The organism is Phycisphaeraceae bacterium (assembly GCA_020851465.1).
Classification (GTDB): domain Bacteria; phylum Planctomycetota; class Phycisphaerae; order Phycisphaerales; family Phycisphaeraceae; genus JADZCR01.
Genome location: JADZCR010000001.1, coordinates 355,793 through 381,585, shown reverse-complemented (window position 1 = coordinate 381,585; position 25,793 = coordinate 355,793). Strand labels below are relative to the sequence as shown.

At 56.6% G+C, this 25,793-nt stretch carries 25 protein-coding genes; 6 read left to right on the top strand and 19 right to left on the bottom strand.

All coding sequences use genetic code 11. The features are described 5' to 3' along the window. Positions 1-12: 12 nt before the first annotated feature. Positions 13-1,644, bottom strand: coding sequence for a hypothetical protein (locus IT444_01465; protein ID MCC7191423.1), 1,632 nt, complete (start codon positions 1,642-1,644; stop codon positions 13-15). A gap of 117 nt (positions 1,645-1,761) precedes the next feature. Beyond that, positions 1,762-3,702: a motility associated factor glycosyltransferase family protein gene (locus IT444_01460; protein ID MCC7191422.1), complete on the bottom strand. Its 1,941-nt coding sequence runs from the start codon at positions 3,700-3,702 to the stop codon at positions 1,762-1,764. A 117-nt stretch (positions 3,703-3,819) separates the two neighbouring features. Here IT444_01460 and IT444_01455 point away from each other — a divergent pair, with 117 nt between their 5' ends. Beyond that, on the top strand, positions 3,820-4,425 hold the full coding sequence (locus IT444_01455; GenBank protein ID MCC7191421.1) for a hypothetical protein: 606 nt from the start codon (positions 3,820-3,822) through the stop codon (positions 4,423-4,425). A 52-nt stretch (positions 4,426-4,477) separates the two neighbouring features. Beyond that, positions 4,478-5,452 carry a hypothetical protein gene (locus IT444_01450; GenBank protein ID MCC7191420.1) on the top strand — a complete coding sequence of 325 codons (975 nt, stop codon included), beginning with the start codon at positions 4,478-4,480 and terminating at the stop codon, positions 5,450-5,452. 81 nt (positions 5,453-5,533) lie between these two features. Here the strand turns inward: IT444_01450 and IT444_01445 are convergent, their stop codons facing one another. Next, entirely contained in the window at positions 5,534-5,761 is a 228-nt protein-coding gene (locus IT444_01445; GenBank protein ID MCC7191419.1) for a hypothetical protein, read from the bottom strand. Between the two features lie 204 nt (positions 5,762-5,965). On the opposite strand from IT444_01445, the gene IT444_01440 reads away from it, so the two are divergent. From IT444_01440 to IT444_01425, 4 genes are all read left to right on the top strand, one after another. Then, a complete protein-coding gene (locus IT444_01440; GenBank protein MCC7191418.1) occupies positions 5,966-6,613 on the top strand; it encodes a hypothetical protein in 648 nt (215 codons plus the stop codon). Positions 6,614-6,858: 245 nt separating this feature from the next. Further along, entirely contained in the window at positions 6,859-7,326 is a 468-nt protein-coding gene (locus IT444_01435; protein MCC7191417.1) for a hypothetical protein, read from the top strand. 7 nt (positions 7,327-7,333) lie between these two features. Beyond that, complete coding sequence (locus IT444_01430; GenBank protein ID MCC7191416.1) at positions 7,334-9,115, top strand: hypothetical protein; 1,782 nt, start codon at positions 7,334-7,336, stop codon at positions 9,113-9,115. Positions 9,116-9,192: 77 nt separating this feature from the next. Further along, complete coding sequence (locus IT444_01425) at positions 9,193-9,594, top strand: DUF1425 domain-containing protein (protein ID MCC7191415.1); 402 nt, start codon at positions 9,193-9,195, stop codon at positions 9,592-9,594. A gap of 76 nt (positions 9,595-9,670) precedes the next feature. On the opposite strand, the gene IT444_01420 is transcribed toward IT444_01425, so the two are convergent. From IT444_01420 to IT444_01345, 16 genes are all read right to left on the bottom strand, one after another. Continuing rightward, positions 9,671-9,964, bottom strand: a complete 294-nt coding sequence (locus tag IT444_01420) for a hypothetical protein (protein ID MCC7191414.1) — start codon at positions 9,962-9,964, stop codon at positions 9,671-9,673. A 42-nt stretch (positions 9,965-10,006) separates the two neighbouring features. Then, complete coding sequence (locus tag IT444_01415; GenBank protein MCC7191413.1) at positions 10,007-11,299, bottom strand: glycosyltransferase; 1,293 nt, start codon at positions 11,297-11,299, stop codon at positions 10,007-10,009. A 63-nt stretch (positions 11,300-11,362) separates the two neighbouring features. Further along, the gene (locus IT444_01410) at positions 11,363-12,595 is read right to left on the bottom strand and encodes a type II secretion system F family protein (protein ID MCC7191412.1); all 1,233 of its coding nucleotides are present in this window, start codon (positions 12,593-12,595) and stop codon (positions 11,363-11,365) included. A gap of 58 nt (positions 12,596-12,653) precedes the next feature. Continuing rightward, the gene (tadA, locus tag IT444_01405; protein ID MCC7191411.1) at positions 12,654-14,465 is read right to left on the bottom strand and encodes a Flp pilus assembly complex ATPase component TadA; all 1,812 of its coding nucleotides are present in this window, start codon (positions 14,463-14,465) and stop codon (positions 12,654-12,656) included. A 16-nt stretch (positions 14,466-14,481) separates the two neighbouring features. After that, entirely contained in the window at positions 14,482-14,817 is a 336-nt protein-coding gene (locus tag IT444_01400) for an STAS domain-containing protein (protein MCC7191410.1), read from the bottom strand. Then, positions 14,814-16,466, bottom strand: a complete 1,653-nt coding sequence (locus IT444_01395) for an HD-GYP domain-containing protein (protein ID MCC7191409.1) — start codon at positions 16,464-16,466, stop codon at positions 14,814-14,816. Before IT444_01395 ends, IT444_01400 begins: the two co-directional genes overlap by 4 nt. Beyond that, positions 16,463-16,867: a response regulator gene (locus IT444_01390; protein MCC7191408.1), complete on the bottom strand. Its 405-nt coding sequence runs from the start codon at positions 16,865-16,867 to the stop codon at positions 16,463-16,465. The genes IT444_01395 and IT444_01390 overlap by 4 nt, the downstream gene beginning before the upstream one ends. A gap of 96 nt (positions 16,868-16,963) precedes the next feature. Then, positions 16,964-18,415 carry a PAS domain-containing protein gene (locus tag IT444_01385; GenBank protein ID MCC7191407.1) on the bottom strand — a complete coding sequence of 484 codons (1,452 nt, stop codon included), beginning with the start codon at positions 18,413-18,415 and terminating at the stop codon, positions 16,964-16,966. 87 nt (positions 18,416-18,502) lie between these two features. Next, positions 18,503-19,717 (bottom strand): tetratricopeptide repeat protein, encoded by a 1,215-nt coding sequence (locus IT444_01380; protein ID MCC7191406.1) that lies wholly within the window; start codon positions 19,715-19,717, stop codon positions 18,503-18,505. A 79-nt stretch (positions 19,718-19,796) separates the two neighbouring features. Then, positions 19,797-21,842 carry a hypothetical protein gene (locus IT444_01375; protein MCC7191405.1) on the bottom strand — a complete coding sequence of 682 codons (2,046 nt, stop codon included), beginning with the start codon at positions 21,840-21,842 and terminating at the stop codon, positions 19,797-19,799. A gap of 35 nt (positions 21,843-21,877) precedes the next feature. Next, positions 21,878-22,426: a hypothetical protein gene (locus IT444_01370; GenBank protein ID MCC7191404.1), complete on the bottom strand. Its 549-nt coding sequence runs from the start codon at positions 22,424-22,426 to the stop codon at positions 21,878-21,880. Next, the gene (gene pilO, locus IT444_01365; GenBank protein ID MCC7191403.1) at positions 22,423-22,974 is read right to left on the bottom strand and encodes a type 4a pilus biogenesis protein PilO; all 552 of its coding nucleotides are present in this window, start codon (positions 22,972-22,974) and stop codon (positions 22,423-22,425) included. The genes IT444_01370 and pilO overlap by 4 nt, the downstream gene beginning before the upstream one ends. After that, positions 22,964-23,629 carry a hypothetical protein gene (locus IT444_01360; protein ID MCC7191402.1) on the bottom strand — a complete coding sequence of 222 codons (666 nt, stop codon included), beginning with the start codon at positions 23,627-23,629 and terminating at the stop codon, positions 22,964-22,966. Before IT444_01360 ends, pilO begins: the two co-directional genes overlap by 11 nt. Further along, entirely contained in the window at positions 23,626-24,765 is a 1,140-nt protein-coding gene (pilM, locus tag IT444_01355; GenBank protein ID MCC7191401.1) for a type IV pilus assembly protein PilM, read from the bottom strand. Before pilM ends, IT444_01360 begins: the two co-directional genes overlap by 4 nt. A gap of 16 nt (positions 24,766-24,781) precedes the next feature. Continuing rightward, positions 24,782-25,354, bottom strand: coding sequence for a GspH/FimT family pseudopilin (locus IT444_01350; GenBank protein ID MCC7191400.1), 573 nt, complete (start codon positions 25,352-25,354; stop codon positions 24,782-24,784). 77 nt (positions 25,355-25,431) lie between these two features. Further along, positions 25,432-25,731: a hypothetical protein gene (locus tag IT444_01345; GenBank protein ID MCC7191399.1), complete on the bottom strand. Its 300-nt coding sequence runs from the start codon at positions 25,729-25,731 to the stop codon at positions 25,432-25,434. Positions 25,732-25,793 lie beyond the last annotated feature (62 nt).

Below are 25,793 nucleotides of genomic sequence, written 5' to 3'. Positions count from 1 at the left end.
CCTGCTGCTCCTTTATGGCCGATGCCATTCATGACACGCGGCACAGAGTTCGAGTTCATCCCACGCGCCAGCTTCGTGCTTGGCGCGAATTTGTTGCAAAGACTTCCACGACTCCGCCAGCGGTTGGTCGCGCCGCCGTGACTCACGACCGAGCCAGTCCTGATCGCATTGCGCCACCTGACCCGTAGAAAGCACCGTGAGTCGAGTGGTGAGTTGACGACACGGCCGGCGCTTTGGCGGATTCATCGCAACCGGGCTTTGCTCAGGCATCAGGCCGCAACCACTGGTTGCCGGCTCGATCACCGCATGACCCAGATAGTGAATCCACTTGTCAAAAAAGGTTTCCATGTCATCAAGCGTTTCAGCCGTCTTAATCATCCGGGGCGCGAGCCATGGCAGTCCTGGCGCGGTCGCATCCCGGCGACGGCGCAACTCGTAAACGTACTGAAGATTCGCAATGACTTGTGCGAACTGGTCGCTGGCCATCACTGCCTGATAGGTCGCTGCGCGATCCGCATTCAATCGAATTGCGACCACATCGATCGGAAGTTCGACAAGTCGTGCAAGATCTGCTTTGTCCGCATGCAAATCAGTTTCAATGCAAATTCCAAGTACGCCAGCACGGTGGGCAGCTTCGACTACTTGCTCCCAGTGCGGATAAAGCAACGCGTCTCCTAAACCGCCAAGTGTCAACGCGACATCTCCTGCATCACCAAGCTGATTAACAATGCGGATCGCTTCGTCAATTGAAATCGGAGGACGGTCAATTTTGACATGGTGTTGCGGGGTGATGCTGCCGCCAACAGCTCTTTGTGGCGTCAGCTCAAGTGTCACCTGTTGCGGCACTGACGCCCACGTCGCAGAAATCTTTGAGGCAACATCCGTGACCGCTACGGCATCGGCGGTGATCGACGCCTGACCTAGCTGCGCTGCTATGGCATCAATCATCGCGCTGCTGCGCGGCGTGTCATCTATAAAACGCAGCCCGCAATTCCGTACCGATGGCGGAATCTGCACGCACACGTCCCGGCCGATCGGATCAGCTTGCGGACGGCTTGGCACATACGCAAGGACCTGGCCCGGATAGCTTGAAGGCGTCGCGACAAATTGTTCGACAAGGGGTTTAGCCAGAACAAGTCCGCACAGGCCCGGGGGGGCCTGAGTAAACGTCAATTGGAGAGCCTCGGGATGCTCAAGGTGCAAAGTCAGACACTTCTCGCAAAGAGCGGGATCGACAAAGAGCCAGTCTGCACCGACAAGAAGTGCGGTATCTCCGCCGTGGGTTTCGAGTGCTCTGAGAATCGGCGCGGCTGGCATCAGTTCGTCATAGCAGGTCAACCCGCCCAGTCCGCCACGCCAGGCATTGAGGGACCATTTTCGACCGGCAGTACGAAGCGGGCGGTATGGATCGCTCAATCCGCCAGCGTCGGAAAGTGTGACCATTTTGGGATGGCTCGCCAGTTCTGAAGGATGTTGTCCTTCAGGATGTACCAGCACGATTTTTTCTATGCAAGCAATACGGCTAATACGCTCCACCACGTGCTGAACCACCGGCTGGCCGACGACGATGCGCGACACCCGCGAAGGCAGGCCGAGGCGGCTCTGCTTCAGATCCGTCGGGATGACAGCAATCACTCGCGGCATTTTGAACGTCCTTGTTCCTCAATTGAGCTTGCCAGCATCGACAAGCCGCTATTCAACGCTTTCAGGCTGTCCTGGTTACTTACTGTGCTTTCGGCAGCCAACGCACTCGTTACGCCATCACACCGGCGATGTTTCGCGTGTTGATAATTTTTCCTTCTGAGTGTTTCCGGTAGTTTTGCGCTGAGCCTGCACACGGGAAAAGGCGTTACGAAAAATCGTTATCGCTTCATCACAACCCTGAACAAGCCAATTCAGATTTTCCAGATCACGCTCAATTTGACGGGTTTGTTTTTCAAACACGGTTCCGCCGCTGTTTTGTATCGCGCGATCCGCCCGCGCACGCTTAAACGCGCCGATTGAGTTCAGATCATTCACCAGCCCAAACGCCCGCGGCATCCGATCTACCTTTTTCTTGTTGCGATCGAGGTCCAGGAAGAGCTTGTTCATCCGCTCCATGTCGCGTTGATGTTCAATCATCTGATGGAGTATCGGGATGGTTTTTTTTGTGAGCTGGCGCAGCTCGTGAACCTCTGTCATGAGTTGCTCGAGCAGATCATGGATTGCTGCCAGTTTTTGCGGATCAAGCCCGCGCACGGGAAGCGACATGCGAGGCACTGGCCGGGTCGCATAAGTCGCCAATGCGTCGGCAAGAGCCATGCGGGTGGTGTGGTCTTTGGGCAGGCCGCCCTCGGTTGCGTCGATTACTGTCTGCGGAGCATCTGCGAAATCACGCTCAAACTGCTTGAGGTAAGTGAGCATCTGCTCATCGGAATAAGCGGGCCGGCCATGGATGTCCTCCACTTTTTGAAGGTGGTTGCGATGGCGAACGATACGCTGCCATTCCATCATCTCCAGCGTGTTGAACGCTCCAAGTTCGGGAGCCCACACATCGTGGATCGCGGTACCGGGGCAGTAATAAAGACCGTCGGAAAATCCCAGATCCTGACCAATCAGAATGATCGGATCGCACCCAAGATGTTGCGCAAGATAGAAGGACAGATGGGCCACCGTCGCCCCGCCACGAATTTGCACTCGTGGCCGAGCCAGACTTCCCAGGATCCGATCTAGAAAATTATTCTGCGTACAACGAATCGGGCCGGGAAAGGTATCAATAACCGACGGGTTGACCTTTGCCTCTGCGACCAAGGTCACGTCCGGCAGCTCCGGTAGGCCTTCATAAAAGCGAGTAGAGATTTCATGGTAGTCGAGGGCTGTGACGAAATCCGGCCGAATACCTCGATCCAACAACGGCTTTAGAGTTGTCTGAGCGCTGATCACGATCACTTTGGAACGAACCGCCGGGTCAGAAAGCAAGTGAACATTGCGCGCCAAGCTTGGCCCGGCTCCGATACAAACGGCTGGGAATCCCGCAGCATAACGATGAAGCTCATCGGTAGTCGCTCCGGCAGCGTAATGACCGATGTTCATCGATAGATTGGCGATTGTACGAGCACCATTTACGAGAGATGTCGCAACTGTGGTTCTACAGTATGACAACGTGTCTGTAATGATTTGGCTAAAACGCGAAATTGTCTCGCTGAACAGCGTTCTCGTTACCGGATACGTAACAAGAATCGTCCCCTGAGTAATGATCGCGGCGTATTTTTCAACGCGGCTGACTATCCCCGCTCGGTCAATCTCGCCATCGACAAGAACAATGTTCGCGCTACCCAACCATGCGGTGTAATCGATGCGTTCAAGGACAGCGCGAAGAACTGAAATATCTGGCTCAAAAATAATCAACAAGCAATCTTTACTCATTTGCTGGACCACCCGTGTCACGTGGTGGCCAAGCCCCATTCCCAGCAACACGATCCCGCCGTGTTTCTGGTAATCGACAGGGGTGAGTAGCTTGTCTGCCTCCGCCAGCGGGTCGAACCGACTCGCAAGAGTGAAGGTTTTTCCATCTCTTTTGAGGACGGCCGATAGAGGACCTGCACGCGAAGGGATCCACTCCAGCTCCGCGGGAGTTGCATCTAATATTCGCTGAGCAAGCTCCGGCTCAACCTTCCGAAGCTGCGCCAAGTTGGCAAGAAGGATGTTCGACGGCGTAATCATGGACCTCCCAACCGCTTTTATCGGAGCATCTCAAAGACTCGCTTGAAATGGTCTTCAGTTCGCGAGGAAATCCGTACTTGTCACCCGATCCTTTCCCGTCGATCATCGTTCACCTCTATGTCACTACCTAACCCGCCATTTTTTGAACACTACCTGTTTGAGGCACCCGGGACTCTTGCAACAATGTTTGCTCTGGTCGGCCTCATCCTTTTTATTCAAGGAACTCGCCGACTAAATCGACGCGTTGTAATTGCGGCTGGGGTCTCCGTGGCACTGGCTGGCGGGGTTGTCCTGCTGGCGTTTTGGATAACCACCACTCGTGAAATGCTCATTGCACAAACCCGCGACATGATCGCATCCACCGCGCCACTCGATCTTTCACGCCTGCGCCGTTATGTTGCGCCGGGGGCACAACTCCTCGGCCCGGATGGATCGCCGTGGCTTTCGACCGACGAGATTTTTAATGAACTCGCCTCGGCCACTCCGCGATTTTCCATCGTCGCCCAAGATGCGCGCCGATTACAGGCAGAAGCATCCACACCAAATATTGGACGCACCTCTGCCCACATTCGCACGACATTCGGCGGCCAGAGCTCGTCCTCTCCAGTCGTGACGGACTGGATTTTTACCTGGGAGATGCAACCCGACGGACTCTGGCGCATCACACAATTTCAATGGATGCTGTTGCAGGGTTCCCCGCCGCCCATTGGCATCTGGCGGTAGCGCATCGGATTACTCGTAAGAATACGAACGAACTGCAAAATTGAGGCGTGTCATGAAGAAACTATTTGTGGTGACGGCGTTTTTTCTCTGCTTGTTTCCGGCAGTGCTAGCTCCGGCAGCGGATACTCCGGATGCCAACGCTGTTGAGCAGGCAACAGACCTTCAACCCCATTTTCAGGCGGGACGAAAATCGCGTTACGAGATATGGACGATGCGTGATAACCGCATCGTTCTCACAGCAGCAGGCCGTTCACAAAGCGCGGGCACACATATCGAAGTCAAAAGCGAGGTAACGTGGCTGGTTGAAAAAGTGAAGCCTGACGGCGGAGCGACGTGTGTAATGACCATCGACTGGATCAGTGCCGACTACACGAATGCCGCCGGCGAAAAGACGGAAAACGACAGCCGTCGCGCCGCTGGTGGAAATGAGACTATTCACAAGCTTGTTCGGGCGATGGCCGGCGTACCGGTACGGATCGAGCTTGCCGCAGACGGCTCCGTGCTCAGCGCCAGTGGGGCGGAAGTTATTGAGCGAAAAATCGGGAAAGAATTTGACCCGCCGAACAATCTGGATTTTATGGAATCGGCCAGTGATCTCGCCACGATCATCGCCGCACCAAAGCAGGCACAACTCAAAGATAAGTGGACCGCACGCAATACGTGGAATCACGAGCTGGGAAAAATCAACGTGTCTCTCGAGCAGACCCTTGTCTCGGTTGAGGACATAGCCGGCATCCCCGTCGCCAATGTGACTGGTCGCGGGAACCTCTCACTCGAACCGGACGTCACCAAAGTTTTTCCAAAAGAATTGCTCAATCAGGCGGGCAGTCCCAAAATTGACATCAAGCTCAAGTCCGGCTCATTGAATACACAGGTGATGTATGACTTGCAGCGGCACGAGGCCATAGGCCGTAATTCCACTCAGGAGACACAGATCGAAATTCGACTCAAGGTCAAGGATCAAACCCTGACAAAGTCAATCACTGACACGATCCAGAGTCAGACTCTACGCATTGAAGAGGATTAAACCCGTACGCCTGTCCGGTCGTTCATGACTCAAAACGGCAGCGGTGTTAAGTGGCGGTAACCGCCACATAGCCATCTCATCTCAAACAGGCGTTTTGAATCCTATCGCACGAAGGACACACCACCCCGCCCATCCTTCGTATATCTGAAATATCCCTGCCCCCAGAGCCAGCACGCAGATCGTCCAAAATACCCACCCCGTCAGCACCCCTGCAATCAACAACGTCAGCAGAACAATTCCCAGAAGCGTAATCACCAAGCCGCTGACCAGCCGTAATGCTTTGCCTCGTGAGTTGATATTGCATTGCATGACATAAGGATAGGCTGCAAATCGGCTGCTGCTCCCGGAAAAGTGGATAGGATGGACCTTGTTTCACAGAACCTTGTGTAATTGAAACCGGGGAGTTTTCGTTCTACTCTCATTCCCGGGGTCGGGCCTGCGCGGAGCACCAACGGAGCGTCCACGAATACCCGGCCCCGACAAGCACTCATCGCCACTTTTAGGAGGCTTCTCGTGTTGAAATCCGGATTACAGACTCAAGGGTTGGCGGTTATCGCACGTATGTCACTGGTGGCGGCACTCGCGGCTATCCCCTTAGCGGGATGCCAGAAAAACTCCGGCAGTACCGGCGGCCGAATTGATCCCTACCGCACGACCTCCGCGGACAGGTTGTCTGATCGCGCCAGCATCCCAGCCATGCTTGAGTTTGGCGACACCGTCGCCGCTCAGTTGGCGCAGCAGATCACCGATATCGACGAGATTCGCAACTCGCCTACCAAGGTGGTGCTCGAGCTCGGCTCGATCGACAACCATACCGCAACACCGTCAAGCGACTTCGAGCAGCTCCGCAATCGAGTTCGCGGCCAGTTGTATCAAAGCAGGCTCATGCGCAAGTATTTCCTGATCGTGGAAAATCGCCAACGGATGCAAGCGGAATACGATCGCATCGTGGGACCAGACGGGCCTCCCGGCGGGGATTCGCAGCCAAGCGATCGCGGCGGAGTGGCGGGTTACGACCCGCGCACAACGTACGTCCTCCAAGGAGATTTCTTTGAAATGAATCGCCTTGACCGCAGGCAGTACTACTTCGAGTTCAAGCTCACCAACCTCGTTACGCGCGAGATCGTGTTCAGTGAACACTTCGATCTTGGCCAGCAATAATCCATTCCCCGCGAATCGTGTATAGAGGCGGTGCAGTCTTGCCCTAGCGACGGAGCGTGCCGCCTTTGCAGAGGGATGAGCCGGTGAAACCTACTCCGACCGTTTCTTCGTGCAGCCAACGATGTATCCGGCGCTGTCTTTGCCCGGTGCTCATCCTCTCCATGTGTGTTTTCAGTTTCGCGTGTTCGAACCAGGGAAAGTCCACCATCATCCGATCTGCAGATTTTAATGCTGCTACGCAGGAGATGGTCTCCAGCCTTGCTGCCAGTGATTTTCTGCGCGACCGCACCCCCGACTCCCCGTTGGCGATCATCACAATTAACAAGGTTGAGAATCTGACCAGCGATCCCATTCCGCCGGGCGAGCAGTGGATGTTGATGGCCCGCCTGCAAGGCGCATTGCCGATCCGAGAGCTGGGCAAACGTAAAAATATCCGGTTTCAAATCCCTCCCGAACGACAGCTTTTAGCCAGTGAGGGCGGATACCGTGGTGATTTCACCGATCCCACAGCCCAGATACCCGCCACACACGTGATGAAAGCAACCTTTCGCTCCAGCACACGAGTTGCGAGAACAAAATCGCATAGCCTGGTCAACGACCGAGTGGACTATTACACGATGCAGTATGTCATTGAGTCGATCCAGACACGCGAGATCGTCTGGACGGATTCGTTCGAGTTTAAGAGACAGGCCCGTGGGTTGGCGATCGATTGAGGACTTGATGAATTCGCTTCAGCACATTTTCTGCCGCCTGCAGGCCTTCTGCGATCCCGCCCGACGTGTGGTCGCGCTTGTGGCAACGTTGGCGATCTCGTTATCTGCCTGCGTCGCCCAACCCGAACCCACTCTTGTCGCAGCTGTTTATCGCGCTGACTACGGAGCTGCGCGTCAGTCGATGAAAGATAAGATTGCGCGCAGCAGCGAACCACTCACTTCACGGACACCGAAAAACCCCAGCCGCGACTACGCGCTCGACCGCATGCGGCTGGGACTCCTGACGCTTGCCGACGGCTATGCACCGCAAATAGGCAGCGCCTGGGACGATCTCTATCAGATCCTCCGTCGGGCGGGTATCAATAAAGATGCCGGCCTGGCATCTGTCGTAATAAACGAGGACCTCAAGGTCTGGAAAGGTGAACCTTTCGAGCAGGCGCTGGCGTTCCACTACATCGGTCTGCACTACGCCATGCAGGGGAGCTGGGATAACGCCCGTGCGGCTGAGTTGAACTCTCTGTTTCCGCTTAAGGCAGTCATCAAAACACCGGATAACCGCCGGATAAGCAATGTTGAAGTGATCCAGAAAACTCCCGATGGCGAGGTGGCGTTTAACCACCCGGAAGAGGTTCGTACTAATTTCGCGCTTGGTTTTCTCATGACAGGAATCGCTGCCCATGAGATTGGTAAAGAAACGGGCGATCCGGACCGTATCCAGGAGGCTGAAGAAAATTTCCGCAGTGCAATCGCTATTCGACCAGACCTGCGTCAAGTCATCGATGTCATCCGGTCGGAGCAATACAACACGATCCTTGTTGTCGATTACGGCAGGGGGCCGCAGAAAGTTGCATCGGGTCTGGATAACTCGATTTCCACCTTCGAGCCAATTACCCCAAGCAGCTCGGCACGGTTGTGGGTGAGTACAGAATTGTCACGCGCCACATACCCGCTCGCGGCTGATCTCAATGAAATGGCCACCGACCATCGGTGGAACAACCTCGAAGACATGCGCCGGGGCAAGGCTGTAGTGGGAACCGGTCTGCTTGTCGGCGGAGCGGGGGCAACAATGATCGGCGCGGATCAGCGCAGTCCGGAGCTTGCGCTTGCCGGACTCGGAGCCATGGCAGCAGGTGCTTTACTTAAGGCGGGAGCCCACGCCGACACACGCCACATCGAGTTATTGCCGCAGCGCGTGTACGTCGTACCCGTGATGATCACCCGAGAAACTACGGCGGTGACGGTGCAAGTGGAAGGGGAGCCCGCTTCGAGACTCGTGCTGACCGGGCTGTCCCCGCCGACGGGTAAAGCTGCGCAACTCCGCTACGTACGCCTGCTTTATAACCCGTGGGCGGGCCGCCAGTCCGGCGGCGTAGCGCCGATCTGGGCGACCTCCGGCCGCATCTTCTATGGAAATGACGCCGCACCTTCCGTGGGGGTGCAGCTTCCCTGGATTCTTGGCGGCGACAGTGTGCGCATCCCCTCCGCCAAAGCACTCGATGACTATCAACGAGCTGGGTTTCTCCTCGGCATGACCCCCGGCGAGTTGGAAAGCCTGTACCGTGATGAGGGCATCACCTGGACGACACAGGACGAATACGGCACACCCGGCCTGCATATTCTTGAAGGTGGTCACTCACTCGTATCGCCTTACTCCGGCACCACAGGTTATGCGCGACTCTTTGATATGGATCACGGCGTCTATCAGCCAAAAAGTCCGCGCGTCATCGCGCTGCGGCAACAGATCGACAACCAGCGAAGCGCTTTGTCGCCCAAAACCATAGGACAATGAAGACAATGCGCCGAAGTGGCGCTAACAATTTCCCGCAAACCTCACGAGGACCAGCCGTGAACCGAAACTTATCATCGATGTTTGTATTGCTTTTGGTAACGATCACCATCGCTTCGGTCGGTTGTGACACGGTTAAAGCACCGCCTTCGGGGCGCATGGACAAACTCTCTGCGGACCAATACCCAAGAGGCGTCGTGCTCGAAGGGTTTGATGAGGAGCTGGTTTTTGGAAAAACCATTGTTGATCCGACAACCGAGGACCGGCCCATGCGGGTGGCACAAGCTGTGCGCAACATCAGCAAGCGCGTGCTTAACATTCAATATCAATTCCAGTTCTTCGACGCACAGGGACGACCACTCAAAACCAATCAGGGATGGAAGTTCCTGAACCTGGCAGTTCGCGACGAACACTTTTTGGAAGGTGCGGCCCTGGACACCAATGCGGTGGATTGGCGACTCGTGGTGCGACCGGCGCACTGAACGAGAAAACACAGACAGAGTTTGCGTGTGTTGCGTTTGCTTTCGTTTGGGTGCTGAGGCGGCGGTACCGTCGTGTTCAATATGTATTGGAGAACGTCTTGCGCCCTTCAAGACGGTCGAGTCGCTGGCGCGTCTGGTTTTTATCGATCTCGTTGCCGATCATGTAGCCGCTGATGGCGCCAATACCCGCACCGATCGCGGCGCCCTCGGCGGTCTGGCCGTGAACATTGTTGCCAACGATTGCACCAATCCCAGCACCACCCGCTGAACCGATCAAGCCCCCCTGCACAGCCTTTGACTCACAACCGTTCTGCGTCAATAACAGTCCCGCAAGCAGGGTGTTCGTAAATAGCAATACGAGCGCCTTCACGGCAGTTCTCCTTAGTCCAATATCACATTATATCCGTGAAATTCAGGCGTTCCGCAGTTTTGGATTTGCCGTATCTGCTGCGCATTTTATTCCAGACTGGAGTGATTCGATCAGATGACATGTCTGTGAAAGCGGATCACTCCCCTGAAATTGCGCTGCGACCGAACGGCATTTTTGTCGAATGGTTTCCGATTCGAGCAGCACACGGAGTTTTGCCGCAACCGCAGGACCATGAAATTTCGATGGCTTGATTGAATCGCCGACGCCGAGATTTTTAATCCGCCACGCATTATCCGGCTGGTCGTGCGACAGAGGCATGATGAGTTGAGGAATTCCGGCTGCCAGTCCCTGTGCGATGGTGCCGATACCGCCGTGACAAACCAGCGCCCCGGCGCGAGGCAGGAGTTGGGTCAACGGTACAAAGTCGTAATAGCGGACACTATCAGGCAGAGTCGAGGGGAGTTGTTCCGCAAAGCGCGTCAGAAGTATGCCGCGTCTGCCCAGATGTTGACACGCCTCGATTGCCGCCTCAAAAAAAGTGCGCCCATGCCGCATCGCTGAGCCGGGAGTAAACACAATAGGAGGCTCGCCGCTGCGAATAAATTCTTCAAGGCTGGCGGGTACTTCGACCGCACCGCGTTCGTCATACAGCGGAAATCCGGTAAGCCTCAACGACGGGGGCCAATCTGGTTGTGGTGGGGCAAACCATGCAGGGAACAGACCGATCGACATCTGCGGTGAATGCCACCAGTCCTTCATGATGCCTCGAACCGGGGCAAGGCCGACGTCTTTTCGCAGCTTATTAACTGCGGGGCCGACCGCGGGATCAACGACGAAATTATCCACCAGCCAGTATGCGCCACGCTTCAACGTCTTGGGCATCCAGTCCGGCAGGACAAACATCGGCATACGCGGCGTCTGATACACACTGCGGATGATTGACGGTTGAAGATGAATCGTCGCCAACGGCAGGCCGAGCGATTCCTGGGCAATCCGCGCACCTAAGGCCAGCGAGCCGCCGACCAGCACGGTCTCGCCCGGCACGCTGTGTTGTTTGATCGCGTCATACATCGGTGGCAGGCCTTTGGCGAATGTGCCAACCACCGTTTTGAATCCCCGCGTAGGGTGCCAAAGATCTGCATTCTGTGTTACGGCGAGAAATTCTTCCGCTGTACCTAACTCGATGAAATCAAGCCCGACACGACGAACCAGATCGCCGAAGTAGCCGTTGGTCAGGATGGATACACGATGTCCGCGAGCTTTGAGCGCAATACCCAGGCCGACGAAAGGGTGAACATCACCACTGCTGCCCACAGGAATCAGAAGCGCGTGCATGGCAGGATGTTAGCACGGTCGCCAAACGACACGACGACAGGGTTCGCGGATCACCGAGGTGAATTACTTGCCCGCGACGACTTTTCCAACACTGAAGATCGGCAAAAGCAGAGAGATGGCCACGAAGCCGATGATCAGGCCCATCGCTCCCACCATGACCGGCTCGATGAATTGTGTCGTCGTCTTCACCGCGCGATCAAACTCTTCCTCCGTAAACTCCGCCACCTTTGACAACACGACGCCGAGGCGACCCGATTTCTCACCGCTGAAAATCATCTGGGCGACACTGCGCGGAATCAGCGTTGAGGAAAACAGCGTTTCGGATAGTTGAGCGCCTTGGCGCAGCCGTTCATCCACCTTATCCCACAGGTCGTGGTAATAGACGTTGTTGGTCACTTCTTTGACGATGCCGATCATGTCGAGCATGGAAACGCCCGCAGCCGTCATCGTGCCCATGGTGCGACAGGCACGGCTTACATAAAGACCTGTAAAAAGGTGTTTGAAAATCGGCGCATTGAGCTTGAGGTAGTCGAATACCCGCCGCCCCTTGGAACTTTTAACGAACAAGTAACCGCCGACGCCGAGGATAATCGCTCCGCCCAGCCACATCCACCAGTAAGCGACCAGTCCGTGGCTCAGGGCGAGCAGAAACCGTGTCGGAGCCGGGAGTGCCGCACCTCGTGACTCGTAAATCTTGGCAAACTTCGGCAACACAAAAGCGAGCAGAAATATGGTGACGCCTACTGCCATCGTCATCATGAAGCACGGATACATCAGTGCGCTCTTGATGTGTTTGGCGGTGGCCTGCTCCTTGGTCAGGTAGCCGGAGATGCGTTCGAGCATAGTGCCCATCGTGCCGGATATTTCGCTAGCGCGAATCAGGCTGATCATGACGTTGGGAAATATCTTGGGGTGTTTTCGGAGAGCCGCAGAAAACTCGCCGCCGCCCTGTACGTGCTTGGCAACATCATCAAGTACCGCCCGGAACGCAGGGTTGTTAGCCTGCTGCGCCGCGCAGTCGAGTGCTTCAGACAGAGGTACTCCCGTCTGAATCATGACCGACATCTGGTGGGTGAAAAAAATCACCTCTGCCCGCTTGATCTTTCCTTTGGCTTTCGACGTATTCGTCGTACTGTTCTCGTTTGCAGACGAGTCGGCGGGAGCTAGGGTGAGCTTGACGATGAACTTGCCCTCGCCGCGCACGATGCGTCCCGCCTCGTCAAGAGAGGCCGCCTGTACCGAACCGGTGGTCAGTTCGCCGTGATTCGTACGGGCTTGATAGGTATATCGTGCCATGGTTCTACTTTCCGAGCGTCGGCTCTACGGGAAATCGCCAACCTATTTGCAAGTAACCTCACCCCACTGAGGTGGCGCTGAAAAGTTCTTCGACCGTCGTGATTCCCGCACGGAGCTTTTCGATGCCGTCCTGTTGAAGCGTGACATAACCCCCCGCGCGGGCGAGGCGGCGTATTTCCTGAAGACTCGCTCCGCGACTGACTGCGTCCAGCACTTCATCGTCCGGTGTAAATAGCTCAAACACACCAATGCGCCCCGCATAGCCCGTATTTCTGCACTTCGAGCAGCCCGCGCCTTTGTAAAGCGTCTCTATCGGAGCAGCCCCATCCGTGATCTTGTCGAGAGTTCGACGGACCTGCGGCGTAATTTCCATCGCTTCCTTGCAGGAGGAACATACTTTTCGGAGGAGCCGTTGCGCCAGCACCCCTCGAATCGATGCGGCAACGAGATAGGGTTCCACGCCGATGTTAAAGAGTCGGGTAATCGCACTAGGGGCATCGTTGGTATGCAATGTGGAGAGCACAAGGTGCCCCGTCAGAGCCGCCTGTGTGGCAATCTTCGCCGTTTCCTGGTCGCGGATTTCACCGACCATGATCACGTCGGGATCCTGACGCAACAGTGCCCGCAGCGCACCGGAAAAAGTAAAGCCCGCCTTCTCGTTCACCTGGAACTGGTTGACACCCGGCAGGTTGTATTCGACAGGATCCTCAACTGTGCAAATGTTGAGTGAGTCGTCGAGTATTTCATTGAGCATGCCGTACAGCGTGGTGGACTTACCGCTGCCTGTCGGCCCCGTCACCAGCACAACACCGTTTGGTTGGTGCAGCACTTGGCGGAAGTTTTCGAGCATGGTGTAGGAAAACCCGATTTTTTCCAGACTCGTCAGCGTGTTGCGGTTATCAATGATGCGCATCACGACTTTTTCGCCGAATTTTCCCGGCATGGTCGAGACGCGCAGATCCACCGGCCGCTTGTTGAGCATGACCGTGATACCGCCATCCTGCGGCACACGACGTTCGGATATATCCAATCCTGCCATGATTTTGATGCGGCTGACCACTGCGGGCTGCATTTGATGCGGCGGTTTCATTTTTTCAAACATCGACCCGTCCACTCGAAACCGCACCCGCAGCACGCCATCACCAGGCTCAATGTGAATATCGCTGGCGCCGTCCTGCACCGCACCGTGAATCAAAAAGTTCACCAGCTTGATAACCGGCGAGTGACTCGCGGAGTCAGCAAGGTTTGTTAGATCGGTGACTTCCTTCTCAACAAGCGTCAAGTCCTGTGACTGAATATCGTCAACAATCTCATCAATAACAAAGACGTTGGCGTTCGGCAGGTAGGACTGAAGCGTGGCCAGGATGTCACGAGCGGTGGCGGCAACGACTTGGATCGTACAGCCCGATACCCGCTCCATCTCCTCAAGAAGAAAGACGTTTGCTGGTTCGTTTACCGCAACCGTGAGCTTGCCGTTAACAACAAACAGCGGTAGCGCACACTGCTTTTCCAGCATTTCACGAGGAAGTATTTCGATAACTTTTGGATCGGCGATCTTAGGAGACACGCGGGCGAATGGCACGCCATACGCACCGGCGAGTACCTCCAACACCTGCTCCTCGGTGGCGAACTTCATCTCACAGATGACTTCGCCCAGCAGTTTCTTGTGTCCGCGTTCTTTCTGAGACGCCAACGCCTGTGCAAGCTGCTCCGGGGTGATGACCTTTCGCTCCACGAGCAGATCACCTACGCGAACAGGTTTGGCCTCGCCGGCGTGCCCGTTGCGGGAACGCACAGACGTGGACGCCCCGCCCGCACTGGCGGATGTTCCGTCGTCAGGAGCCTTGATTGATGTGCCTCGGTTGAACATGTCTCACCTGGATCGTTTATCTGAGACTCTTGATTGCTGCATCCACGTCCGCGTGACAGTCGAATCGGGGGCTGAGGCGGGTGATCTCCAGGATCTTGGCGACGTTTTCCCGTGGTGCCGCCAGTCGGACCTGGCCTAGTTTTTCCCCGCAGACCTCCTGTGCCCACAGAAGTGCTTCGAGCCCCTTGGAATCGACGAACTCCATCTCCGCCACATCAAACACAAAATCCCTGATTTTTGCGTCGATGCGGGCGTTGATCGCTTTCCGAAACTCATCCGTTGCGTCCGCGTTCAGATCGCCCTTGATCTGCATCACCGTGAGCTGGTCATAGTCTTCATGGCTGAGTTTCATGCTGCGATCTCCTGACCAGTAATCTGCCGCTGATGTTCACGAAGCATCTGCTGAAACTCCGTGAAATCGAGTTTGACAAAGACCTGCGCAAGATCGGGATCAAACTGCGCTCCGGCACATCGACTGATTTCGGCGAGCACCTGTTGGAGAGACAATGCTTGCCGGTAAGTACGGTTGCTGCTCATCGCGTCGAACGAGTCGGCCAGGCAGATCAACCGACCAAATAACGGAATATCGTTGCCCTTGAGATTTGCTGGATATCCCCGACCATCCCACCGTTCGTGGTGCGCCAGTACCCCCGGGATCAAGTCCTGCATCTGGCGTATGTCGCGCAGGATGCGCGCGCCGATTTCGGGGTGGAGTTTGATGAGGGCGAATTCCTCGTCGGTGAGTTTGCCCGGCTTGGTCAGCACTGCCTCGGGTACGCCGATCTTGCCCACGTCATGAACCAGGCCGGAGATGTAAACGCGCTCGACCGTGTTATGGTCGAGGCCTGCCGCTGAGGCAAGCTGACGCGACATCAGCGCGACTCGCTCGGAGTGACCGCGTGTGTATCGGTCCTTGGCATCGATTGAGCTGGTCAGCGCGTGCAGCGTGCCCATGAACATAGCCGCCATGTCCTGAAACAGCATCCGGTTTTCGATGAAGATCGAGAGACTGTTCGCCAGCGAGCTACAGAGTTTCGAATCCACGCTGGAGATGTGCTCGCCGCCGAGCTTATCGCCGCCAATCAGCACGCCAAAAGTCTTGTCTTCACGCTGCATGAAGACAACCAGAAGCTGGCTGGCAATCTGTGACAGCTCAGGAATTTGAGTCGTCGCAGTATCGTCAATGATGATCGCGGCACCGTCGTGAGCGTTGAGTTTGAGGAGTTCGCGGCGAACGGGGGACCATTGCTCCGCCGAGAGTTTAATGGGGCCCGCGGTAAACACCTGTCCCGAAAGCTCATTTAGCCGGGGATCATCATCCGTCAGCAGCAGCGCCATCCAGCGCAGCCGCAGAACTTCTTGAAGCTCAGCGCAAGAGTCAGTGAGAAACTGCGGCGGCTCCTGGTTGACCGTCATGCTCGTTGAAAGTTTGTAGAGAAGGCTGAGCTCCTCGTAGCTTTCTCCGAGCTGTGTGCTCATGGACTGAATCTCACCGCAGCGACGATCAATTTCGAGTGAGTCTTTCTGCATCCACGAAAGCGTCAGTGCCAGGCGATTAGCCTCCGACGCACTGACAAGTCGTGTCGGATCCACACGGGCGAGGGTCGCCTGCACATCCTGGCGCGCGTTATCACAAGCCAGACGGAGCTGATCGGTTTCGAGGAACTCTCCTCCAATTAGAATCGCGGCGATAATCTGTGATTGATACTTCTCCGCGGCAATCCGGCGGCGACGCTGTCCAGGCAGGGGGGCAAGCCAGACGCCCGGCCAGATCGAAATCGCACCGCCTTGTGTCTCGGAAAGCGCAGGCCAGTTCAACCGCACAGCGGCGGCGAAGGCGGGGGCCTCAATCACCAGCTTTTCAAGACTGGTCATCCTGTCAGCAAAGACAGCGCGGCCCGAAGCCTCGAAGGAGACGAGCGCAACCCCTAATCCATCAAACCGCTCACGCAAGCGGTCGGATAATCCGGGACGCGAGATGGGTACGGCTGTCTGGGTCACGAGGGATTACTTGCCTCCTGGGGCACATCTCCACCGATAAGCTCCACCACCTTGGACAACACTTCGCGAGGACTGAACGGCTTGCTCAACACCGCAGCAATGTTGGTCTTATCCAAAAGCTCCTGTGCCAGACTGAATCCTCTAGCGGTGAGCATGATTGCGGGTGTCGCGCAGGTCACCTCGTTTTCCTTCAAGGCGGTACACAATTCCAACCCGGTCATGAACGGCATCTGATAATCCGTGATGATCAGATCGGGCTTGTTCTGTATCGCAGATTCAAGGCCTTCCTCACCGTCTTCTGCCGTGATGATGTCGTAGCCCGCATTGCGCAGCTTGAGGCTGACCACGTGCAGGATGTGAGCTTCATCATCCACCACGAGAATTTTGATTTTGTCGCTCATAAGTCACACTCCCCGATCCGTGACTGATCCGTGTCTGAATGTTCGTCTCCGGCAATTTACCGGAGCCTGAATACAAACCGGGATAAGCACTTCCCCTTATCCGTTGTCGGCCATTGGAAGGCTGAACGTGAACGTACTGCCCTTACCAAGTTCACTTGTGACGCTGACTTTGCCGCCGTGGACGGTCTCGATAATGTGCTTGACCAGGTTCAGGCCCAGCCCGGTTCCCTTGGCCATCTTTTTGTGGTCCGCCACGCGGTAGAACTTTTCAAATAAATGCGGGAGGTCAGTGGCGGGGATACCCACGCCGTTATCCGCCACCGATACGTTGACCGTGCGGCTATGCTCATCCACGACGATTGACACGCTGACCTTGCCGCCGTTGGGTGTGTACTTGATCGAGTTACTGATCAGGTTTAACACCGCCTGGTAGATCATGTCTTTATCCGCAAAGACCTGGAAGAAGATCGGCGTTGGAATCTCCAACAGTTCGATCTGCTTGGCACGAGCTTGCGGCAGCAGCACGTCGATGACATCCTTGATGACGCCCGGCAAAGAAACGTGCTCGCGCTGGACCTTGATCACGCCGGATTCGATTCGGCTGATGTTGAGGATGTTGTCAATCAGGCGGCCAAGACGATTCGCTTCGCCCTGGATGATGTTGTAAAACTCCGCGCGTGTCGCTTCGTCGTGAGCTTCACCATCCACCAGCATCTCCACATAGGCTTTGATGGATGAAAGCGGCGTGCGCAGCTCGTGTGAAACATTGGAAACGAAGTCGCTTTTCATTTCCGCGATTTCTTTCTCTCTGGTGATATCGCGGAGAATGGCAACAACGCCTGCTGTTTCCGGCCCCGTGCGGCTGTTGTCGGTAACACACGCAAGCGTGACGTCATACGTCGCCGAATGACCATTCCGACCCAGACGGTGCTCGACGTGGCGGCGAAGGGCAGCGTTGCCGCCTTCGCGGGTGTCCTTGATCAGATTGACCAGCAGAGGATCGTGCACAATGCGATCAATGGGTTTGCGTATCGCTCCCTCGAGATCGAAATTGAGTACCCGTGCCGCAGATTCGTTAGCCAGCGCGATTTCGTTAAAGGCGTCGGTCACAACCACCGCATCAGTGATCGAGTTAAGGACCGCTTCCGCGTGTCGGCGTTCCGCCTCCGCGATCCGCGTCTGTACCTCAAGCTCGCGCCGCTGATTTACGAGCGCCTCGATCCGCTTGCGCAGACCTCCGAGCGTCTGTTCGATCGATTTTTCGAGTTCACTCAGATCGGTGCTGGATTTATATGCCGGCGGACGGGAATCAAGTTTGCCGATCGCCTCCACGTGGGTCGTCAGGCGCGAGAGATCGCTCCCCAGCCTGCTGATCATGAGCCAGTGAATCAGTGCCAGGATCAATCCCGACACAACGGCAATGCCTGCCAGCAGGGCAACCGCAAAGGTGTCGTTATATCGGATGGGCTGAAAATAGAACCCGGAGGACGCCACCAAGCCGGCAGCGCCTGTTCCGACAATCGCACTGGACCAACGTGTTACCGACAATCCTGCCTCCACTCCAAGCCGCCCACCACACTCGATCCGTGCGTCGGCCCTGTTTCCGGCGCAAAGGAGCACTGCTTGTTGTTCGATTTACCGATCCGCTTCAGGCACGCTCGCAAGCAGTTCCTGCGCGCGGCTATCGTCCGGACGGCGGCGGAGCGCTTCGGCGTAGGCCTGCGCTGCGGCTGATGTCCGGCCGGCCTGCTGAAGCGTAATGCCGCGAAGAATCACAGCATCGTTGCTCTGCGGAGCCAGCTCTGCAGCTCGGTCGAAATTGCGCAGAGCCTCATCGACATTGCCGCGCTTCTGCCAAACCAATCCCGCCAGCAAATAACCTTCGGATCGCTTAGGCGCGATGTTGATTACACGATTCGCTGCCAGCAATGTGCCCGCAGTATCCTGCTGCGCCCACGCGATTTCTCCCAGCTTGATCCACGGCTCGGCGTCAGCAGAGTCCTGGCGGGTGAGCTTGAGATAGATGTCCTTCGCCTGGGCGGGTTGATCGTTTCGCTCATATGCGGCGGCAAGCGCGAACAGCACGTGTCTCGAATTCGCGCGCTTTTCGTCTTTGGCCAGCCGGCCAAAGCTCGCGATCGCAGCCTGGTTCTGACCCGCTTCGACCTGAGCCAGCGCCAGCGATTCAATCAACTGCATATCATCCGGCCGCAGCAATGAGGCCTGACGGAAGTAATCCGCCGCTTCAGCAGGTTTATTTTGTATGAGGTAAACCTGCCCCAGCGCACCACGAATGGCTGCGCTTTGGTCGAAGTAGGCAACCTTTTCGGTCAGTAAAGCTCGAGCTTCCTCAACCTTATCGGTTGAAATAAGCATTTCGCTGATTGCCAGCAGGTAGCCGGGATTATCCGCCTGAAGTTCATAGGCTTGACGATACGCAGCTAGCGCATCATCAAAACGCTGCCAGCGCTGAAGCACGATGCCTTGGTAGTAGTGTGCTTCCGCCAGCTTTGGATCCAACTCGCTGGCAGTCTGTAACCGCTGATAAGCGCGCTCAAGCTGGCTTCGCTCCAAGGCGATCCTGCCGGCCAATACATGCAGGCGGCCATTTTTCGGATCGATGCTGATCGCATCGGCCGTTGTCCGTTCTGCTTGTTCAAGATCACCGGTGTCGAACTGCTGCTGCGCCATCTGGAGCATCAGAGTCGAGCGTAGGTTCATCCAGCGCGCGTTTGCTGCATTGACTTTGGCCTTGTGGCTCTTGGTCTGATTGCTGTTGCAGCCAGCGGTACCCAGCAGCACCACGCCTGCCGTGAGACCGCTCAAAATCATTTTTGTCGTAAGCTTCATCGCTTGCGTCTCCTGGTCCTTCATCCCCTCCCGGGAACTCGCGATGCCAGTAGTCGTAATCCACTAATTCGCAAAGTGCTTATTCCGTAGGTGAGCCTGCTTCGAGGGCAGCTCTCTCATCTACGACAGCCGTTGCATTGCTGGATGGCGCTTCCGGTTGCGCCTGATCGATAGCCGGAGTCGCCGCGGGGATCGCCGCAGCCTGAACTGCTGCGGGAGTCGCGGGAGCCTGAACCGCACTGGTGTCCGCCGGCTGAGTCGCCGGGGCTGCACTGTGAGGCGCGGGGTTGTTCTCGATCTGTTTGTTGATTACACCCTCAACCGTTTCACGCATGATGCCGGTGTCCGGCCAGTAGATGCGCTTGCCGGTCAATTCTTCCTTGAGGCGGATCGCTTCGATGCAGGTCGCATCCAGAGAAAGCGCGACCTCCGCTTCCCACAATGCCTTGTCACGTTTGCCTTCCTGCTGATACTTGAGGGCATCGCGAACGTGTGCTGCGGTCAGCTTGGTACGCGAGAAGGGGAGAAGACCCGAACGCGAGCCTTGACGCAGTGTCTCGACCGTCTCCGCGGTGCGATCACCAACCTCCGCCAGCGTCTCATCCTTCACAATCGTCGGCGTCACCAGGAAGATCACTTCCGAACGGGTGACCGTGTCTTCCTGACCCTTGAACGCCGCACCGAGAATCGGGATATCACCAACGTATGGAACCTGGCGGCGTGAAACCGTCGTGTCTTCCTTAAAGAGTCCGCCGAGCACGACCGTTTGACCGCTGCGAACCATCACGTTGGTCGTCAGCTCCTGGGTCGTTTCGTTGGGAATGACTGAAGACCCCACGGTGCGGGTCTCGCCGTCAGAGATCGACGGCCGCAGCTCCAGGCGCACATAGCCGTCGTCACTGATAAACGGACGCAGCGTCAGTTGAGTACCGACTTCGAGAAACTCGACGGTCTGCGTCGCGGAGGTATCCGTTGTGGTCGTGCTGAGGTAGCCCAGTTTTTCACCGACGAGCATGTCCGCTTTTTGGCGGTTGAGCACGAGAATCTTGGGTGTAGCCAGGACGGTGGTGTCAGTCACCGAATCCAAAGCCTTCACAAACGCTGCGATGTTCTTGGAGATAATGCCGACGCGGGCACCACTCTCACCCGTACCCGTCTGACCCACGGTGGTCTGGATCGCTTGACCGCTGCCGCTGGGGCCGGTGCCGGAGATCAACTGATCAATCGCGGTCAGCGGCGAAGTGAACTCGCTGGCAGCAAAATCGGCCAGGATGGTTAGATCGACGCCGAAGGCGTTATCCTCATTAAGCCGTGCTTGCAGAATGGTCGCTTCGACCTCGACCTGTTTGGGCTTGACGTCGAGTTCCTTAATCACGCTGGCGATGTCGTCCACGTTTTCCGCGTAGTCACGAATAATCATCATGTCGCCGTGCGCATTGGTGTTGGCGCCGCCGTCGGCGACACTCGCTTGAAAGCCTGTCGTTGACTCCGCGCTGACCGTGATGGAGCCAGCACCTGAAAGCAGGGGGGTAACAAACTTCGCTGCGTCACCGGCAGTCAGATAGTTCAGCCGAACCAGACGCTTGGTGAGCTTCCGCTCCGCGTCCTGCATGGCCTTGATCTCGGCTGCGGTGTACACATAAATGAAGTTGCCTTTCTCGCGGTAGCCGAATCCGTTGGTGTGCAGAATGGCGTCCAGTGCTTCATAAAAATCCACACCGTAGAGATCGGCGGAGATCGATCCGCTCACGCCTTTGGTCGCGACGATGTTCCGCTGCGACTGGATTGAGAGGAGCTGAAGCACCTGCGTCAATTCCAGGTCTTTGACGTGTAAATCAATCTGGCCGATCGAGCTGACCGCGACGGTCTGCCCCTCTGGGAGCTTCTGCGGGTCGGCGGATTTGGCGTCCGAATCCGAGCCGAAAAGGCTCAATGGCTGGGTCGTAGGCGGCTGTTTGGTTTGTTCGGCGGCGTCCGCGGCAGGGGCAGGAGTAGCGTCCTGCTGAACCGCGCTGCTGCCTTCCTTGGCTGCGGGACGGTCATCCCCAATTGCCGGGCTGCTATAAACCAACCCTACCGAGCAAAAAAAAACGGCCGACAAAATCTGCTTCGTTGAAAAACCCATAGCGGTCTCCTTGGGCATTGGCCCGGCCTCACGGTTTACATTTCCAACCGAACTTCGATCCCCTCCATTTCGAGGATCACGTCACGCGAATTCACTTGTTTAAGCTCAAAACCACGTATTTTTTCACCCGGCTTTAACACCTGACCGTTAATCATGGCCCGTGGATTTTCACCAAGCATCGTGGTCTGGAGCACCAGGCCTTTGGCGGCACGGAGCACCGTGACGCTGACCTGCTCGGATTCATCGGCCGGTTTAGGGTCCGACTTTCCTACCTGCGTGACCGTTGCTTCAACTTTCTCAATTCGGGCATAACCCGCGGGATTCAAGGTGAATACATCGCGCGAAAGGGCTGATGGCAGGTCGATGTTGATGGTTTTACGGGCTATTTCTCGGGCTTCTTCGATCACCTTATCGGTCTGAGCGCTGAGCGATTCGCTCGGATTAGCCACGGCTGTCCGAGGTACCTGCTTGAGCAGCAGTCGGCCCCACAGCAGCATGCCCACCATCACCAGCGCGAGCATGATCGATAATTTTTTCTTGTCTGCCGTCAATTGATTGACGAGCTTCTTGATCACAGGACTCATGGCGTAGGTGCCTCCTCAGACGAAGACGAAAACGCGCAAATCTGGATCTCCACCGTCAGGGGTTCCCCCGGCTTTGAAGCATCTGTCCGTGCGTACAGGCGCGTGATGCGCACCAGACGACGCATGGACTCGATGTTTTTGATAAATCCGAAAGCACTGGGAAAGGACCCCTTGAATTTCAGAGTCACCGGAATCACCGAGTAGTCCTGCCCGGTGGTGCTCGTCTCGGTTTCCATAACCTGATCCGACGTATCCAGCGTCTGCAGGTTGGTGCTCAATTGCCGCAGCAACGGCGCCAGCTCTGTCTCCTGCGGAACATACTTTTGCGATTGATCGGTGACTTCGCGCAATGCGATCACGTCACGGGCAAGCTTTCCCAGGCCCTGAGAGCTGGCGCGATCAAAGCCAAGCTGTTTCTGCGCCGCTTTGATCTGCTGATGCAGCCTTCGTTCCTGAAGTCGGTGGGGCAGCCACAGACCCACGACAAATGCTGCGACAAGGATGCCCACCGTGGCGAGCGTGCGCTTCTGGTCTTTCTCAATCCGCAAGAGCCACCTCCTTGCTCTCAGCGACCTTGTAGTCGCGGTCCAGCGGCACCTCGAGCTCAATGCGGAACTCGCGTGCCTGGAGTTCGGTAACAACCGTAGCGCGGCTGTAGATCATCTTGACGTTGCTGAAAAGCTGATGATCGCTGAGCCGACCTACGAAATTGGCAATTTCAACGTCTGACGGCGCAAGCCCGATGAACTCAAGCCGGAGAATCTGCCGCTGGGCCGGCTTGGGTGGCGGCGCAACCTCTCCCTCCTTGAGCTTCGGCGGCGCGGGAGCTGGAACCGGTCGTGTGCCTTGAAGCTCCAGACTGGTTAACGCCATCGACGGCGACATCAGTTTCGCCACCGTGGCCAGAACCGACGTAGTGTTGATCGGCTGAGTCAGCTCGCGTTGAATCTTGACCTGATGCAGCAGAGATTTCTGCTGAATCCTGAGCTTCTCCATCTCGCTCACCTGATCTCGCACCGCGTCCGCTTCATCACGTAATGCGTTGGCGTAGCTTTCGAGACTATCGAGGCTGCCTCGCGAGCTGGCGTACCAACCCACGATCGCAAGCAAGGTCACAGCTACCCATACCAGCTCGCGATGTACGCGGTGGTGGCGGGTCTGCTGTTCGATAAACACCTGAGGTAAAAAGTTAATCTCGTTCATGCGGCACCCCGCTTAGCCGCGGCCTCGCGCCGCATCGACAGCCCCACAGCCACGGCCCACTCGCTATTGGTCCCATCAGCGTCCAGCTCGGTCGCCTTCGATATGTCCACGCCCGCAAAGGGGCGGATCGCTTCGACGGGCAGGTCAATGCCTTCCGCCAGTGCCCGCGCCAGTTGTGGTTCATAGGTTTCCCCGCCAACCAGCAACACTTTCTCCGGCCTCTTGCCGCGGAAAGTCACGCTGTAATAGCGGAGGCAAAGTGACACTTCTTTAGCCAGTTCACTCGCTGTGGCGCGGAGTGATTCATAAACCGCGCGTTCGAGACTCTCGCGTCTTGTGGAGCCAAAAAGTTGTTCGCCTGCGGTGCTCCCGTCCTCTGGCTTCGGGCTCCGCTGAAGACGCCGCCGCAAATCTGCCGCATCCGCCAGGGGCAGGCTGAGATTTTGCGCCACCGTCTGGTCGAGTTTGCGTCCGCCGATATCAATGAGTTTGAAGAACACCACGCGCCCCTGGCGCACCACCAGCACCTTGCTGGAAGATGATCCGATGTCCAGCGCCATCTGCGGCGCATCTTGATCTGTGTTGTTATCGCTATGAAACACCAGTGTTCTGGCCAGTGCTCCGGGCACCGCGTCAATCGCTACTGGTTTGAGATCGCTCTTGACCAGAGTGTCCACGTGTTCGTTGATCGCATCACGGGTGGCAGCGAGCATTATGATTTCTTCTCGCTGTTCCTCTCCCTGACGCACCTCGCCTGCTGCGAAAAACTGCACCTGCATCGATTCTGGGACAATCTTCAAACGATCCGCGGCCTCCCACTCGACAGCGGAACGAAGCTCGTCGTAGGGCATGCGTGGCAGCCGTAGGTTTTTGTATTGAATCGACGTTGCCGGAAGACAACTCACGACCCGGCGGCCCTGGAAATCGCCTTCTGCGAGAATCTGCTTGATTAGATTCGCATAGAGCGTCGAGCGTTCCGAGGCGGTGCTGGGTAAATCGCAAGGCAGCGCGCGTGAACCGGCTGCACGAACGGCAAAGGAGCTGCCGCGACGCTCGAGCTGCATCATCTTGATGCTGTGTGTGCCGGTATCAAGTCCGATGGGGCAGACACCACTCTGAATAAAAGGTAAACGCACTTTCGTTAGCCTCCTGTCACGGCTGATTGGTCGCCGTCACCGGCGCGACAGTCACCCGCCCTGTAAACGCGGCAACTGAGATGCGGTAAGTTATGGATCCCGTCACCAAATCCACCGTGCCCCCGTTATTGGGAGCTCCCAGCGGATCAAACTCGATGGTTTGCGTACCGCCGAAGCTGGCGGTTTTCAGCGTGACCGCATCAAAGCGCGAATCTGCCGAAAAGTTGACGACATAATTGGCGGCACTTCCGTTTTTCCACGACACCGCCAGCACGTTACCGTTGCCGTCCGTCAACTTGTAGCTGTTTGCTGCGGTGTCAAAGACGACACGGCGGACAGATTGGCGCGTGATGGCTTCGTTCTGCGCATAGAGCAGGTCTGCGATGATGATCCGGCTGGCAGCCTGGATTTGGAGGTTTCCTCGGCTGAGCATCTGCGGAACCACAACCGCGCCGGCTATGCCGAGAATCACCACGACCGACAACACTTCGATGAGCGTAAATGCACGGCGGTATCCCGCCGACAGACGCAGCATCCCATTCATCTCTGAATGCTGATTGGGCGTCGGGTTGTCTTGAACGTGTCGCATTTCATCCCCTTCCCCGGATTGTTGATGACCAGGGAACGTCGCCTCCGTCCAGCGCGATCTCAAGCAAGTCGAAACGCTTACTTGTTATCGTTCGGCGCGTCTTCGAGCTTCACGCGCACTTCGCCGGACTTGAGCACCTTCACCACGTCCGCTTGCTGGACGTTGAGTTGCTTGAGCAGATCGATCATTTCCTTGCGCTGTGCTCCCGCATCGGGAATGCCGCCTGTGGAACGGTCCGTCGAGCGGGTATCGGCTCCGGCAACGGCTGGTGAAGCCAGGCCGCTGTCACCGGGACGCATCCAGGTGGTCCAGATTTCCAGACCCAGCAGCACCGCGAGAATGGTCAGAATCGTGTTGAGATAGCGCAGAGATCGCATGCGGAATCTCCTTTCTCTCCCCTCATCGGTGAAAATCAGGAGGCAAATAAGTTCAATCACGC

What these genes read in the sequence shown, in the direction of transcription:
- IT444_01375 (MCC7191405.1), bottom strand. Translation starts at nt 21,842, where the DNA reads ATGGGTTTTTCAACGAAGCAGATTTTGTCGGCCGTTTTTTTTTGCTCG.
- IT444_01455 (MCC7191421.1), top strand. Translation starts at nt 3,820, where the DNA reads ATGTCACTACCTAACCCGCCATTTTTTGAACACTACCTGTTTGAGGCA.
- IT444_01460 (MCC7191422.1), bottom strand. Translation starts at nt 3,702, where the DNA reads ATGATTACGCCGTCGAACATCCTTCTTGCCAACTTGGCGCAGCTTCGG.
- IT444_01450 (MCC7191420.1), top strand. Translation starts at nt 4,478, where the DNA reads ATGAAGAAACTATTTGTGGTGACGGCGTTTTTTCTCTGCTTGTTTCCG.
- IT444_01350 (MCC7191400.1), bottom strand. Translation starts at nt 25,354, where the DNA reads ATGCGACACGTTCAAGACAACCCGACGCCCAATCAGCATTCAGAGATG.
- IT444_01410 (MCC7191412.1), bottom strand. Translation starts at nt 12,595, where the DNA reads ATGGCACGATATACCTATCAAGCCCGTACGAATCACGGCGAACTGACC.
- IT444_01380 (MCC7191406.1), bottom strand. Translation starts at nt 19,717, where the DNA reads ATGAAGCTTACGACAAAAATGATTTTGAGCGGTCTCACGGCAGGCGTG.
- IT444_01360 (MCC7191402.1), bottom strand. Translation starts at nt 23,629, where the DNA reads ATGAACGAGATTAACTTTTTACCTCAGGTGTTTATCGAACAGCAGACC.
- IT444_01370 (MCC7191404.1), bottom strand. Translation starts at nt 22,426, where the DNA reads ATGAGTCCTGTGATCAAGAAGCTCGTCAATCAATTGACGGCAGACAAG.
- IT444_01425 (MCC7191415.1), top strand. Translation starts at nt 9,193, where the DNA reads ATGTTTGTATTGCTTTTGGTAACGATCACCATCGCTTCGGTCGGTTGT.
- IT444_01390 (MCC7191408.1), bottom strand. Translation starts at nt 16,867, where the DNA reads ATGAGCGACAAAATCAAAATTCTCGTGGTGGATGATGAAGCTCACATC.
- IT444_01465 (MCC7191423.1), bottom strand. Translation starts at nt 1,644, where the DNA reads ATGCCGCGAGTGATTGCTGTCATCCCGACGGATCTGAAGCAGAGCCGC.
- IT444_01345 (MCC7191399.1), bottom strand. Translation starts at nt 25,731, where the DNA reads ATGCGATCTCTGCGCTATCTCAACACGATTCTGACCATTCTCGCGGTG.
- IT444_01435 (MCC7191417.1), top strand. Translation starts at nt 6,859, where the DNA reads ATGGTCTCCAGCCTTGCTGCCAGTGATTTTCTGCGCGACCGCACCCCC.
- IT444_01430 (MCC7191416.1), top strand. Translation starts at nt 7,334, where the DNA reads ATGAATTCGCTTCAGCACATTTTCTGCCGCCTGCAGGCCTTCTGCGAT.
- tadA (MCC7191411.1), bottom strand. Translation starts at nt 14,465, where the DNA reads ATGTTCAACCGAGGCACATCAATCAAGGCTCCTGACGACGGAACATCC.
- IT444_01445 (MCC7191419.1), bottom strand. Translation starts at nt 5,761, where the DNA reads ATGCAATGCAATATCAACTCACGAGGCAAAGCATTACGGCTGGTCAGC.
- IT444_01400 (MCC7191410.1), bottom strand. Translation starts at nt 14,817, where the DNA reads ATGAAACTCAGCCATGAAGACTATGACCAGCTCACGGTGATGCAGATC.
- IT444_01415 (MCC7191413.1), bottom strand. Translation starts at nt 11,299, where the DNA reads ATGCACGCGCTTCTGATTCCTGTGGGCAGCAGTGGTGATGTTCACCCT.